Origin of the sequence: Kingella sp. (in: b-proteobacteria) (assembly GCF_030527935.1) — a bacterium.
In the GTDB taxonomy this organism is placed as follows: domain Bacteria; phylum Pseudomonadota; class Gammaproteobacteria; order Burkholderiales; family Neisseriaceae; genus Kingella_B.
The window spans coordinates 1-12,643 of record NZ_JAUMZV010000002.1; the positions used below are offsets into that span (position 1 = coordinate 1).

The 12,643-nt window shown below is 52.9% G+C and carries 11 protein-coding genes and 1 pseudogene; 4 read left to right on the top strand and 8 right to left on the bottom strand.

Going from position 1 to position 12,643, the window contains the following annotated elements; all coding sequences use genetic code 11:
• Positions 1 to 48: 48 nt before the first annotated feature.
• The 3 genes and pseudogenes from Q4A85_RS00895 to Q4A85_RS00905 all read left to right on the top strand — a co-directional run bounded on the left by Q4A85_RS00895 (position 49) and on the right by Q4A85_RS00905 (position 2,473).
• Positions 49 to 1,603, top strand: a pseudogene (locus tag Q4A85_RS00895) (phosphoethanolamine transferase).
• A gap of 323 nt (positions 1,604 to 1,926) precedes the next feature.
• The gene (locus tag Q4A85_RS00900) at positions 1,927 to 2,214 is read left to right on the top strand and encodes a type II toxin-antitoxin system RelB/DinJ family antitoxin (RefSeq protein WP_303107115.1); all 288 of its coding nucleotides are present in this window, start codon (positions 1,927 to 1,929) and stop codon (positions 2,212 to 2,214) included.
• The gene (locus tag Q4A85_RS00905) at positions 2,201 to 2,473 is read left to right on the top strand and encodes a type II toxin-antitoxin system YafQ family toxin (RefSeq protein ID WP_303107117.1); all 273 of its coding nucleotides are present in this window, start codon (positions 2,201 to 2,203) and stop codon (positions 2,471 to 2,473) included. Before Q4A85_RS00900 ends, Q4A85_RS00905 begins: the two co-directional genes overlap by 14 nt.
• A 73-nt stretch (positions 2,474 to 2,546) precedes the next feature.
• On the opposite strand, the gene argH is transcribed toward Q4A85_RS00905, so the two are convergent.
• Positions 2,547 to 3,932 carry an argininosuccinate lyase gene (argH, locus tag Q4A85_RS00910; protein ID WP_303107118.1) on the bottom strand — a complete coding sequence of 462 codons (1,386 nt, stop codon included), beginning with the start codon at positions 3,930 to 3,932 and terminating at the stop codon, positions 2,547 to 2,549.
• A 404-nt stretch (positions 3,933 to 4,336) separates the two neighbouring features.
• Here argH and Q4A85_RS00915 point away from each other — a divergent pair, with 404 nt between their 5' ends.
• Positions 4,337 to 4,504: a hypothetical protein gene (locus Q4A85_RS00915; RefSeq protein WP_303107120.1), complete on the top strand. Its 168-nt coding sequence runs from the start codon at positions 4,337 to 4,339 to the stop codon at positions 4,502 to 4,504.
• 8 nt (positions 4,505 to 4,512) lie between these two features.
• Here Q4A85_RS00915 and Q4A85_RS00920 read toward each other — a convergent pair whose 3' ends face one another.
• The 7 genes from Q4A85_RS00920 to Q4A85_RS00950 form a co-directional block, all read right to left on the bottom strand.
• The gene (locus Q4A85_RS00920) at positions 4,513 to 5,253 is read right to left on the bottom strand and encodes a hypothetical protein (protein WP_303107122.1); all 741 of its coding nucleotides are present in this window, start codon (positions 5,251 to 5,253) and stop codon (positions 4,513 to 4,515) included.
• Between the two features lie 58 nt (positions 5,254 to 5,311).
• Positions 5,312 to 6,004: a phospholipase D family protein gene (locus Q4A85_RS00925; protein WP_303107124.1), complete on the bottom strand. Its 693-nt coding sequence runs from the start codon at positions 6,002 to 6,004 to the stop codon at positions 5,312 to 5,314.
• A gap of 98 nt (positions 6,005 to 6,102) precedes the next feature.
• Positions 6,103 to 9,114, bottom strand: a complete 3,012-nt coding sequence (locus Q4A85_RS00930; RefSeq protein WP_303107126.1) for a DNA translocase FtsK — start codon at positions 9,112 to 9,114, stop codon at positions 6,103 to 6,105.
• A gap of 151 nt (positions 9,115 to 9,265) precedes the next feature.
• Positions 9,266 to 9,397 carry a hypothetical protein gene (locus Q4A85_RS00935; RefSeq protein WP_303107128.1) on the bottom strand — a complete coding sequence of 44 codons (132 nt, stop codon included), beginning with the start codon at positions 9,395 to 9,397 and terminating at the stop codon, positions 9,266 to 9,268.
• Positions 9,398 to 9,470: 73 nt separating this feature from the next.
• Complete coding sequence (pth, locus tag Q4A85_RS00940; RefSeq protein WP_303107276.1) at positions 9,471 to 10,052, bottom strand: aminoacyl-tRNA hydrolase; 582 nt, start codon at positions 10,050 to 10,052, stop codon at positions 9,471 to 9,473.
• A 97-nt stretch (positions 10,053 to 10,149) separates the two neighbouring features.
• Complete coding sequence (locus Q4A85_RS00945; protein ID WP_303107129.1) at positions 10,150 to 10,308, bottom strand: hypothetical protein; 159 nt, start codon at positions 10,306 to 10,308, stop codon at positions 10,150 to 10,152.
• Positions 10,272 to 12,284: an LTA synthase family protein gene (locus Q4A85_RS00950; RefSeq protein ID WP_303107130.1), complete on the bottom strand. Its 2,013-nt coding sequence runs from the start codon at positions 12,282 to 12,284 to the stop codon at positions 10,272 to 10,274. Before Q4A85_RS00950 ends, Q4A85_RS00945 begins: the two co-directional genes overlap by 37 nt.
• Between the last annotated feature and the right edge of the window lie 359 nt (positions 12,285 to 12,643).

The following is a 12,643-nucleotide window of genomic DNA, read 5'->3' on the forward strand; positions in this document are numbered from 1 at the left end:
TGTCCCATAGGGGTTAGATGCTTAAAAATAGCCTCCATTTTGTCCTATATGCCTGCATTGCTCACATTAAGCGAATATGTTTATCGCATTCTGTTTCATATCCCCAAACTCAACATTAGCCAAATTATTGAAACATTTGCACTAATCTCTGCTTTTGCAGCAGCTTATCTTTTCGCTCGTTACCGCATTAGCCGTATTGCCATTTTTATCTTCTTTGCAACCAGCATGATAATTAACAATATCCATTACACGGTTTACCAAAGTTGGATAACAGGCATCAATTATTGGCTTATGTTCAAAGAAATAACCGAAGTGGGTTCGGCTGGCGCATCCATGTTCAACCTTGTGTGGCTGCCCGCATTGTGGGCATTGGCAGAAAGTGCGCTATTTTTTAGTATGAGCAAATTCGCCCCCCCTCCCGCAAAAACGCGCGCCCATTGCCGATTTTATCTTTTTTGCCGCACTTGTTTTTATTGCTGCGCGATCGTTCAAAACCACGCAAGAACACGGCATCTCTCCTAAACATACATACAGCCGTGTCAAAGCCAATTATTTCAGCTTCGGCTACTTTATTGGCAGAATTTTGCCTTATCAAATATTTCATTTGAGCAAAGTGCCTGTTTATCGCCACGCAGCACCGGTCAAGGCGCACAACCCCAATAGCCCCCAAAACATCATTTTAATTATGGGCGAAAGCGAAAGTGCCTCACACCTAAAAACATTTGGTTATCCACGCGATACATCGCCATTTATAGGCAGCCTGAAAAATCGTCCCTTGGCTATTGTAATGCCCACCTACTCCGCAGGCATGATGACGGCTATTTCGCTGCCCAGCTTTTTTAACGCCATTCCCCATGCCAATGGCTTTGAACAAATCAGCAGCGGCGACACCAATATGTTTCGCCTTGCCAAAGAGCAAGGCTATCAAACCTATTTTTACAGCGCGCAAGCCAGTAATGAAATGGCTATTTTGAACCTTATCGGCAAACGCTGGATAGACCATCTTATTCAACCCACGCAGCTAGGTTATGGCAGTAGCCAAAATATGCCTGACGATAAACTGCTTCCCTTGTTTCAACAAATCAATTTGCAGCAAGGCAAACATTTTATTGTGTTGCATCAACGCGCTTCGCATATCCCATATGGCTCATTGTTAAGCGCGCAAGATAATGTGTTTGGCACAAAAACAGTCATTGATAAATACGACAACACCATTCATAAAACCGATCAATTCATCCAATCTGTGCTAACTCAATTGCAGCAGCAGCCTAAAAACAATTGGCTGTTTGCTTACACATCTGATCATGGGCAATACGTTCAACTAGAAACATACCACCAAGGCACAGTCCATCCCGACAATTATATTGTGCCTCTTGTGTTATACAGTTCTCATGAACGCACACAGTTGCTGATGCAACAAACTTTTGCCTCTTGCACCACAGCTTTTCATCAACAGCTTGCAACCTTGCTTATCAACAGCATGGGCTATGAGATGCCTATTTCAGGCTGCATCGAGGGCTATGTAACAGGCAATCTACTCACAGGCGATGTAGGCAGCTTAAAAATCCAACATAATCAAGTGCAATTTATTTATCCTAAATAAAGCAGCTTGAACTTGCAAAACAACCTATAATTGATTGAATTTGCAATGATACAACCGTAGCCAACGCTTTTATGACCCACTCGTACACAGCGGGCGTTGCCGTCTTGTCTTATTTCAATCAACTATATAACGGATGACATGGCAATGGTTCACCAATATTGCTAACCAGCAAAGCCCTGTTGAATACGCCATTGCCCACCACTCTTGCTTTTTTAGCTTTTCAGGCTGCCACAATGGCAAACGGCATGCACAACCCAATTGAAACCAACGGCAATCCAGTATTAAAATAACGCAAACGCTTTAGCTTTTTAGGAGAAACCATCATGGCTACCAGCAATTTCAATATGAGCTTTGACCCCGAACTGCGTAAACAATTCACCGAAATTGTGGCGGATTATGGTTTGACTGCGCCGCAAGCATTCAAGCTGTTTGCCAATCAAGTGGTTAAAACAGGCGTAATTCCCTTGTCGTTTGACTGGCGCGAGAATATGGCAGAGCGCGTGCCAACCGCCAAACTGCTTAACGCCATTGCCGAGCTGGAAAACGGCGAAACAACCCGCTATGCCAGCATGGAAGCGTTTGAGAAAGCGTTTAGAAATGAGAACGATTGAAACCACGCGCCAATTTGATAAAGACTTGAAAACCATCGGTTTAATGGCAGAATTGATTGATGTGCTCCACGCGCTGATTAACAACACGCCCATCCCCGCCCAATACCGCGACCATGCGCTGCAAGGCAATTTGAGCCCCTATCGTGAATGCCATCTCAAACCCGATTTGCTGCTTGCCTATCAGCTTACCGATGATGCGGTAAAACTGATTGCCATTGATAACTATAATAATCTGTTCAAAACGTTGAAGAAAAAATAATGCGCGGTTAAAGCGGTTTGGCGTGGATAAATTTTTCAGGCTGCCTATCGTGAACCAGTAGGCAGCCTGAAAACTATTCCGCCAGCAGTTTGCGCCAACGCGCTACTTGCGCTTGCACTTGCGCGGGGGCGGTGCCGCCGATGTGGTTACGCGCGTTCAGGCTGCCTTCGGGGGTAAGAATGTGGTAAACATCGTTGTCAATCAATGGGCTAAACCCTTTCAGCACGGCAAGCGGCAGGTCGGCAAGGTCGCAGCGTTGCGCATCGGCGTGGCGCACGGCTTGGGCGACGATTTCGTGACTATCGCGGAACGGCACGCCTTTTTTCACCAGATAATCTGCCAAATCGGTGGCGGTGGCGTAGCCTTGCAGCACGGCGGCGCGCATATTTTCGGGCTTCACGGTGATGCCGCGCATCATGTCGGCGTAAATGCGCAGTGTGTCTATCAGCGTGTTCACGGTGTCAAACAGCGGTTCTTTGTCTTCTTGATTGTCTTTGTTATAAGCCAAGGGCTGCGATTTCATCAGCATAATCAAGCCTGTAAGGTGTCCTATCACGCGCCCTGATTTGCCGCGCACCAGCTCGGGCACGTCGGGGTTTTTTTTCTGCGGCATGATGCTGGAACCTGTGCAAAAGCGGTCGGCGATGTCTATAAAGGCGAAGCGCGGCGACATCCACAAAATCAGTTCTTCGGATAGGCGGCTCAAATGCACCATGATTAGCGATGCGGCGGCGGTGAATTCTATGGCGAAGTCGCGGTCGGAGACGGCATCCAGCGAGTTTTGGCAAATTTGTTCAAAATCAAGCAGTTTGGCGGTGGTTTCGCGGCGGATGGGGAAGGTGGTGCCTGCCAGCGCGGCTGCGCCCAGCGGCATACGGTTTACGCGGCGGCGACAGTCTGCCATGCGTTCGTCGTCGCGCCCGAGCATTTCTACATAGGCGAGCAGGTGATGCCCGAAGCTGACGGGTTGGGCGACTTGCAGGTGGGTGAACCCTGGCATCACGGTGGCGGCGTGTTCGGCGGCTAAATCCAGCAGCGCGGTTTGCAAGTCTTTGATGAGACTGCGGATGGTGGTGATTTCGTCGCGCAGCCACAGGCGGATGTCGGTGGCGACTTGGTCGTTGCGGCTGCGCCCTGTGTGCAGGCGTTTGCCTGCGTCGCCGATTTTGTCGGTGAGACGGCGTTCTATGTTCATGTGCACGTCTTCTAGGTCTAGAGACCAGTTTAGGCTGCCTGCTTGGATTTCGGCGGCGATTTCTGCCATGCCGCGTTGGATGGCGGCTAGGTCGGCTTCGGATAGGATGCCTGCTTCGTGCAGCATTTGGGCGTGGGCGAGCGAGCCTTGGATGTCCCATTGGGCGAGCCGTTGGTCAAAGCTGATGGAGCCTGTGTATTGTTTGACGAGTTCGGATACGGGTTCGTTGAAACGTCCTGACCATGTTTTTTGTGGGGTTGTCATGAGGTGTCCTTTGGCGTTGGGGTGGGAATGGGTTTGGCTTTGTTGAAGCTTGTGGCTTTCAGGCTGAAACCTTTGCAAAACTCTCAGCAGCAGCCTGAAAAATAAGAAATGCCGTCATTCCCGCGTAGGCGGGAATCTTGTTTGATATTCAGAAATTTCCTTAAAAACAATTTATTGCATAAATTCAACCAAGATTCCCGCCTACGCGGGAATGACGGAGAATTGACTATTTCTTGTGGCGTTTTGGGTTTTGCAAAGGTTTCAGGCTGCCTTTGTGGGGCTTGGTTTGGTGATGTTTTGTTGATGGGGTGGTTTGGCTTTCCACCTCCATCCTAGCCTTCCCCCGCCAGTGGGAGAAGGGACAGGTTGCGGAATGGTTCAGTGATGCTGGGTTATCATCAACAATGATAACGATTGTGCTATTTGCGTTTTCAGGCTGCCTTGGTGTTGGGTGGATGTGTGGCAGCCTGAAATGGGGATTTAATCTGCGGGCGGTGGGGCTACATGGCGTGGGTATGGCGGCGCAACGCCATATGCATGGTTATGATTTTGGAATGTGTGTGGCAGCCTGAAATGGGGGTTAGGGTGCGCTGGCGGCGGTGGCTTGGCATTGGTCTAAATCGGTGCAGTAAAACGGGTAGGTGGCGGATAGGGCTTGGCGATAGACGGTGATTTCTTCGGGTGCGCCGCAGATGTCGGCAAAAATGACGAGTTGGGGCAGGTCGGCGCGGTGTTCGGGGTTGCGCCAGATGTGGTAGCTAAATGGTTGGTAGTCGCTGGCTTTGGGGGATTTTTGCTCGCACGATGTGGGTTTGATTTCTTCGGGCTGGCGGGTGTAGTCGGGCTGGGGTAGTCCTGCGGGCAGGGCGTAGCGGCTGTTGTCGCCGCCTAGGTTGTAGCGTTTGCCGCTGCTTTTGGCGATTTGGATTTGGTCGGTGGTGTTGTAGGTGAAGTCGTTGGGGCTGGGGGGCAGGCGTTTGATGTAGAGCGCGGTTTGGGCTTTGTCGTAGGCGAGCATTTCTTCAAATTGGGCATCGCGCTGCTCTTCGCTTTGGTTGCGGTAGTCAAAGACTTTTAAGCCCCATGCGGCTTCTAGCTCGGCGGTGGATAGGTCAAACAGGCAACCGCTGCCGAGCTCGCTGTGGATTTGTTGCAGGAGAGCATCGGTGGTGGGCGCGGGTTTCAGGCTGCTGCACGCTTTGCTGGCGGGGATGGCGTTGCTGGCGATGGCGGCGTTGGATGCGGCGTTGGGGGTGTGGGATTGGGGGTGGCAGGCGGTGAGGGCTGCTAGGGTTAGGAGGGTGAGGGAGGCGGTTTTCATGGTGGGTGTGGGTTTCAGGCTGCCTTTGGGTGTGTGTTTATAGGCAGCCTGAAAAGAGTTATAGAGTTAAATTTTCTGGATAAACAATAAAATAACCAAACTTGCCTTTTTTAACGATGCCGCCTGCGGCTTTGCCTTTTTCGGTTAGATGGTAGGACTTGCCTTGCAGTTCTTGCAAGCCTGCTGCGCATAGGCGTTTGTTGCATTCGGCGGTGTCTATGCCCCATTTCTCGGCGAGCTTGGCGGCAGTTAGGTGGTTGTATTGTTTATCGCTGGCTTCTTCGGCAAATTCTTCGGTTTTTTCTACCACGTCCAACGAAATTTTGACTTCTTCGCTGATGCGAATGATGCGTTGCGCTTCGTCATAGGCTTCTTTGTAAGTGGTGGCATCATCACGGCGGATAAGCAAAATGCCCATTTCGTTGTTGTTAATTTGGCTAAATTCGTAAAGATTGAGACTGGTAATGATGCACGCACCTTCGCTGATATAGCATTTGGCGTGCAAGTTAGCGCAATAGCTGGTGCGAACATAATCAAGTGTTTTGAGCCAGTTGGCTTCGGCGGGTTGCAATTCGCTTTTGCCGTACACAATCCGTATGTCAATTTTCATGCGGTTTTTGTCTTCCAACAGCTCTTTGATGCGGTCGCTGAATTTGAGATAGGGGCTAATCAGATACAGGCGTTCTTTGGCTTGTTTGATTAGCTCTTCTAAATAATAGGAAGTGGCACTGGTGTTGAGAAATTTGGGCATGGTGTAATCCTTGTACTGTAATTGTGTGAGACAGCCTGAAAATAGCTTTGGCGACGAGCCGTTGCCGCTCCATTTTAGGTTTCAGGCTGCCTATCCCATCAATCATCGCTCTTGCGTGCCAAAATCTTGCGCTTGCCTGAATGGTCGGCGGCGGAAACGATGCCTTCGGCTTCCAGTTGGTCGATGATGGTGGCGGCTTTGTTGTAGCCGATGCGCAGGTGGCGTTGCAGCGATGAAATGGTGGCTTTTTGCGTGCGCACGATGACTTCAACGGCTTGGTCAAACAGCGGGTCTTTTTCGTTGCTGTTGCCGCTGCTGGGGCTGCCGTCAAAGTTAAATTCGGCTTGCTCGGGCGATAGGATGTCTTCCACATAATCGGGCTCGCCAAATTGTTTCAGATAATCCACCACGCGGTGCACTTCTTCGTCTGCCACAAATGCGCCGTGCACGCGCTGCGGATAGCCTGTTCCAGGGGGTAGGAACAGCATATCGCCTTGCCCCAGCAGGTTTTCTGCGCCCATTTGGTCTAGCACGGTGCGGCTGTCAATTTTGCTGGATACTTGGAACGCGATGCGGGTGGGAATGTTGGCTTTGATTAAGCCTGTAATCACGTCCACGCTGGGGCGTTGGGTGGCTAAAATCAGATGGATGCCTGCGGCGCGGGCTTTTTGCGCCAAGCGGGCAATCAACTGCTCAATTTGTTTGCCGGCCACCATCATCAAATCGGCAAACTCGTCCACCACCACCACGATAAACGGCAGTTTTTCCAGCGGTTCGGCATCATCGGGGGTGAAGCTAAATGGGTTGGCGATTTTTTCGCCCCGCGCGGCGGCTTCGGCGATTTTTTCGTTGTAGCCCGCAAGGTTGCGCACGCCCACGTGGCTCATCAGGCGATAGCGTTTTTCCATTTCGTTTACGCACCAATTGAGCGCGTTGGCGGCGTGTTTCATGTCGGTTACCACGGGGGCGAGCAGGTGCGGAATGTCTTGATACACCGAGAGTTCCAGCATTTTCGGGTCTATCATAATCAGGCGCACATCTTCGGGCGTGGCTTTATAAAGCATGGAGAGAATCATGCTGTTTACGCCCACCGATTTGCCCGAGCCCGTTGTGCCCGCCACCAGCAAGTGCGGGGCTTTGGCAAGGTCGGTTACCACGGGTTCGCCTGTGATGTCTTCGCCCAGCGCAAGGGTTAATTTGCTGTGGCTGCTGGCAAAAGCGGGCGAGTCAAACACTTCGCGCAGGCGGATGGTTTGGCGTTTGGGGTTGGGTAATTCCAGCCCCATGCAGGTTTTACCCGGAATGGTTTCCACCACGCGAATGGCGGTTACACCTAGGCTGCGCGCCAAATCTTTTTCCAGATTGGTTACTGAACTGCCGCGCACGCCTACATCGGGTTCAATTTCGTAGCGCGTAATCACAGGGCCGGCGTAGGCATCCAGCACTTTCACTTTGACGCGATATTCGCCCAGTTTTTCTTCGATGGTGATGCTGTTTTCCAGCAATTCTTCGGGCGATTGCACGGCTTCGGGGTCGTGTTGCGCGGGGGAAAGCAGGTTTAACGGCGGCAGCACATAGCCTTGGCTGGGGTCAATTTCAGGCTGCCTTTGTTGCGCGTAATGGGCAGCGAAATCGGCTTCGGTGAGTGTGATTTCGCTATCGTGGTGCGCAGGGGCGTGCGGCGCGAAAAAGCTGCTGGCGAATTGTTCAGGTTCGGCGGCTTCGGGCGTTGCGCTGGCGGTTTGGGTTTGGGCGGCTTGCGCTTGGTAGAAATTGGCGGGCTCTATGATTTCGGGCGCAGGCAGCGGCGCGGGCGCAACAATGGTAGGCGCGGGGATGGCGACGCTGGCGATGGGCGCAGAGACAGCCTGAAACGCGACTTGGCTTTTTTCGGCAATGGGTAGCGGCAGACGGTTGGCTTGGGTGGTGAAGCGGGGGGCGTTTTCGGCTTGATGTTTACGCGCGGCGGGAGTGTCGGTGTGGGACAGGTTTGCCCAGATTTCGCGCTCGGGGATGGTTTTCAGGCTGCGTTTGTCGTCAAACGTGCTTGCCCACGGCTGTGGCTTGGGCAGGGGTTTTAGGTTGCTGGCAAGGGCGTGTTGCTCGGCTTGCTGTTTGAGCAGGCGGGCGGTTTGCTGTTTGGCAAGGCTGTATTGGATGTCGCTGAAATCAATGGTTTCTAAATTGGCGACGGGGAGCGTGATTTCGGGGTCGGGGTGGTGTTCGCTGGAGGGGTGGGGTAACTCGCTGTGTGGGTGGTTTTCAGGCTGCGGTTGGTTGGCGGCGATGAAGTTGGTTTCCAGCAGGAGGTTTACTTCGTCTTGCGGGTTGCGCACGATGGTGATGGGCGTGGCATCGTGGTCAATGGATGGGGGTTCGTTGGGGGTATTTTCGGGGGGTTCGTTGTGTGATGCGGTTGCGTGGAGCGGGGTGAACGCGGTTTCAGGCTGCCTATGGGGGTGCAATGCGCTGAAATCTAGCTGGATTTCTTCGTCTGGATGGTTTGGGCTGCGTTGGAACGTGTTGTAGTCGTTTTGGCTGCGCACAAACTCGCTTTGTTCGTTTTGGCTGTGCATCAACTCGCTTTGCTGGTTTTGGCTGCACGCAAATTCGTTTTGGCTTTGCCGAAACTCACTTCGTTCGTTTTCAGGCTGCGTTGGATGTTCGGGCTGGGGGTGTTCGGCGGCTTCGAGCGGTTCTACTAGGTGGAAGCGGTGGTCTATCAGGATTTCAGGCTGCTCGGCGGCTTGGGTGGCGGCGGCGCGCAGCATATTGCGGGTGGCTTCTTCTAGCGTGATAACGTTGTTGGGCTGCTCGGCGGGCTCGGCGGCGGGCGTGGATGCGGCGGCATCGTCAATCAGCGTGAAAGGGATGCTGTCGCTGGGGAGCGCGGCTTCGGGCTCGGGGGTGGGCTCTACGGGCAGTTCAAGCTGTTGTGTGATGGGTTCGGGCTGTGTGGTTTCGGGTTTGTAGCCGTCGATGATTTTGTAGCGGGGTTGGGTTTTTTGGTGTTGTTCTAGCTCGGCTTGCCATTGTTGTTCGCTTTTGTTTTGTTTGTAAACAAGGTAGGCAAGGGTGGTGATGAGCAGCAGGGTGAGAATAAAGTACATGATATTTAAGGGAGTTGTGGTGTCGTGAAAGGGGCGGATTTTACAGGGTTTTTGGGGGATTTTGTAGGGGTTTGGGGTGGGATGGGGCAGCCTGAAAGCCAATCTAGCCAGCAAAAAATCGTTTGGCAGGACACCAAGCTGTTTTGTTTTTTCAGGGCGATTTTGTTTTTTCAGGCTGCCTTTGGATGGGGCAGCCTGAAATGTGATGCGGGGCTTGGGGCGCGGGGGCGAATATTGGGCAGCCTGAAATGTTTGCCCCGCGTTCTCTACGGCTTGCGTGCAAGCCGTGCTATGGCTTAGTGGTTGTAATGGGTTGGTTTTGTTCAGGCTGCCTTGGGGTTGTGCTTATTTACTTGCTATGCGGGCTGTTTGCTATGCAAGAAGCGCACGGTTTTTTCTAAATCGCCTGCCATGATGTCGGGCATGGCTTGCAGGGATTTGGCGATGGCGTTGTCAATAAGCTGGCGTTCGGCGGCTGGGGGTTTGTTGAGCACGAAGCCGACCACTAGGCTGCGCTCGCCTGGATGTCCGATGCCAAGACGCAGGCGGTAGAAGTTGGGGGTGCCGAGTTTGGCTTGGATGTCTTTTAGTCCGTTGTGCCCGCCGTTGCCGCCGCCGAGTTTGTAGCGGATGTGTCCGCAGGGGATGTCCAGTTCGTCGTGCACGACTAGGATTTCTTCGGGCTGGATTTTGTAGAACTGGGCGAGCGCGGCGACGGCTTTGCCTGATAGGTTCATGTAGGTGTCGGGTTTGAGCAGCCATACGTCGCCTTGCGGTTGGGCGACGCGGGCGATGTTGCCGTGGAATTTTTTTTCGTTTTTGTATGGGGTGCGCCATTGGTAGGCGAGTTCGTCTAGAAACCAGAAGCCTGCGTTGTGGCGGGTGTGTTCGTATTCGGCGGTGGGGTTGCCCAGCCCGACAATGAGTTTGATGTTCATGGGGTGTCCTTTGGGGTGGATGGGCAGCCTGAAAATGGGGGAATGGGTTTTCAGGCTGCCTTGGGTTGTATGGAATGGGGGTGTTGAACCCAATCATTCAGGCAGCCTGAAAATGGGTTTTACTGCTTAGCTGGCTTTGTCGGCGAGCCGCCGACGCTCCATTTTGACTTTTCAGGCTGCCTTGCGTGTTCGCAAAATCAACAAGATACCAATACCGCGCTACTTCGTCCCTGCCACGATGCGGTTGAGCTGCCATTCCAAAAATGGGCTGTTGGCGATGGCTTGCTGGATGATTTGCTGGTCAGCGGGGCTGGGGGTGCTGGGCTGGGCGTTGGCGGTTAGGGTATCGCTGTTTTGCCATGTGCGGTATTGTTGGTTTTTGGTGTTGTAAAAGCCGTTGTCGGTTAGGATGACTTCGGGGTTGTAGCCGTAGCCGCAGAATGGGTTGGCGGTATTTTCGGCGGCGGTTAGGTTGCAGCCTGTTTGGTAATACTGGGCTTGCGATAGGCTGAGCGCGTATAGCGTGGGCACGATGTCTTTGTGCGAGCCTGCGCGGTTGGGCTGGTATTGCGCTGCTGCGCGGTATTCGTTGGGGACGTATAGGTAAAACGGCACGCCGTGCCCCAGCGCGGTGTCTTGCGGGGCGGGGTAGCTGATGGCGCGCATATTGTGGTCGCCTGTGGCGGCGATGATGGTGCGCGGGCTGTTTTGTTTCACTTGGCTGATAAAGTTGCCCAGCTGGTCGTTGCTGTATTTATAGGTGTTGAACACTTCGTTGAGCGTGTCGCCTTGGGCCAGGCTGGATAGGCGGCTTTGCTCTTGGACGGTAAGCTGGAAGTTTTGGCGTTGGTGCGGGGCGGGCAGTTGGTAGGGCGGGTGGTTGGTGATGGACAGCAGCATGATGAACACGGGCTTGCCGTCTTGCTCGGCGTGTTTGAGTTCATCGGCGGCGTAGCGGAACATATATTCATCGGGGATGCCCCATGTGGCGGGGATGGCTTGCGGATAGCGGGTTTTAATGGTGTTTTCGTCGATGATTTCGTCTGCGCCCAGGTTGCGGATAAAGGTGTCAAAATCGCGCCAGCCGCCGTTGCCTGCGGTGATGTAAACAATGCGGTAGCCTGCTTTTTTGTAGGGCGTGAACAGGTTGGTGGGGAAGGGTTTGTTTTTGGCGGAGGACTGGCTGATGTTGTTGCGCGGCGAGCGGATAAAGAAGCGGTGGAGCGTGTCGCTGGTACCGTCGCCTTCGGAAACAAATTTGTGATACACCCAATCTTGTTGCCAATGGCTTTTCAGGCTGCCTAATAGGTTGCGCTCGGGGCTGTCAAACGCCAATAAATGCGCGCTCATGCTTTCCATCACGGCAAGCACCACATTGGGCTGATGTTGCTCCACAGCGGGGTTTTTTGGCGTGGTGTGCAAAAATTGGTTTAAATCGGCGTTGCTGGTTTTGCCGATGAGCTGGCTGATGATTTTCGCGCCTTCGGCTTCGGACACGGGGGTGAAATGGTTGCTGTTGCGGTAGTCGTTCCATGCCCAGCTGATAGACGTGAGCGCGTTGGGCACGAGCTTGTTGATTTGTTGCACGGCGGAAATATACACGGCGGATTGGCGCAGCGGAAATTTGCCAAACGAGCCGCGAATACCCATCACCAGCGCGATAATCGGCAGCAAAACGATGGCGAACCACACGCCTTTGGATGCGCTCGCTTGCGGCTGGATGCGGCGCGTGCTGCGGTTCAGCAGCCATGTAAACAGGGCGATGGCGGCGATTAAGCCGATGATGCCACGGATAACGGGGTAGTCTGACCACATGGTTTTGACCACGGCGCGGGTGTCTTCGTCAAACAAGCCAAACATGAATACGTCAAACTGATGCCCGTACACCGAAAAATAGAACCAGTTGCCTATCGCGGCGGCGGCAACGATGGCGAACAGCACCGCCAATAAGGCAGCCTGAAAACGTTGCCACAGGCGGCTGGCGGCAGGATGCAGCAGGCTCAACAGCCCCAGCAAAAACGGCAGCGCGATGGTGATGCAGGCGACTTTGATGTCAAACAGCAAGCCTTTGGTGAACAGCGCGGCGGTTTCCAGATTGGGCTGGCTGCGGATGCTGCTGGGCACAAAATGCAGGAACATCAAGGCGCGTTCGGCAGAGAACAGGATAACAATGCTTGCCCACAGGATAAGGAGTTGGCGGATTTGGCGGCGGTAGTAAGCGAGACGGGTCATGGTTTCAGGCTGCTTTTGATGGTTAAGAGATGGGGTATGACTTATGGGCGTTTTGACTACGCTGAACTTCGTTTCAGGCTGCCTATGGTTTTAGCTTCTGCTCATTTTCAGGCTGAAACCTTTACCAAACCTTTGAGACAGCCTGCGTAGCGAAGCGGAGTTGCGAAGCTAAAAATAAGAAACGCCGTCATTCCCGTGCAGGCGGGAATCTTGTTTAATATTCATAAATTTATTGCAAAACAAGCTGTTGTTATCAGTAGGTCGGGCATTTATGCCCGACGTTTTTAGTTGTTGCGTATATAAATAGGTTAGTGTTTGTCGGGCATAAATGCCCGACCTACTCAGGTTTTGCAAAGATT

Excerpts from the sequence above, each read along its gene's own strand:
- Q4A85_RS00915 (WP_303107120.1), top strand. The coding sequence starts at position 4,337 with ATGATAACGATTGTGCTATTTGCGTTTTCAGGCTGCCTTGGTGTTGGG.
- Q4A85_RS00930 (WP_303107126.1), bottom strand. The coding sequence starts at position 9,114 with ATGTACTTTATTCTCACCCTGCTGCTCATCACCACCCTTGCCTACCTT.
- Q4A85_RS00900 (WP_303107115.1), top strand. The coding sequence starts at position 1,927 with ATGGCTACCAGCAATTTCAATATGAGCTTTGACCCCGAACTGCGTAAA.
- argH (WP_303107118.1), bottom strand. The coding sequence starts at position 3,932 with ATGACAACCCCACAAAAAACATGGTCAGGACGTTTCAACGAACCCGTA.
- pth (WP_303107276.1), bottom strand. The coding sequence starts at position 10,052 with ATGAACATCAAACTCATTGTCGGGCTGGGCAACCCCACCGCCGAATAC.
- Q4A85_RS00925 (WP_303107124.1), bottom strand. The coding sequence starts at position 6,004 with ATGCCCAAATTTCTCAACACCAGTGCCACTTCCTATTATTTAGAAGAG.
- Q4A85_RS00905 (WP_303107117.1), top strand. The coding sequence starts at position 2,201 with ATGAGAACGATTGAAACCACGCGCCAATTTGATAAAGACTTGAAAACC.
- Q4A85_RS00945 (WP_303107129.1), bottom strand. The coding sequence starts at position 10,308 with ATGGCAGCTCAACCGCATCGTGGCAGGGACGAAGTAGCGCGGTATTGG.
- Q4A85_RS00920 (WP_303107122.1), bottom strand. The coding sequence starts at position 5,253 with ATGAAAACCGCCTCCCTCACCCTCCTAACCCTAGCAGCCCTCACCGCC.
- Q4A85_RS00950 (WP_303107130.1), bottom strand. The coding sequence starts at position 12,284 with ATGACCCGTCTCGCTTACTACCGCCGCCAAATCCGCCAACTCCTTATC.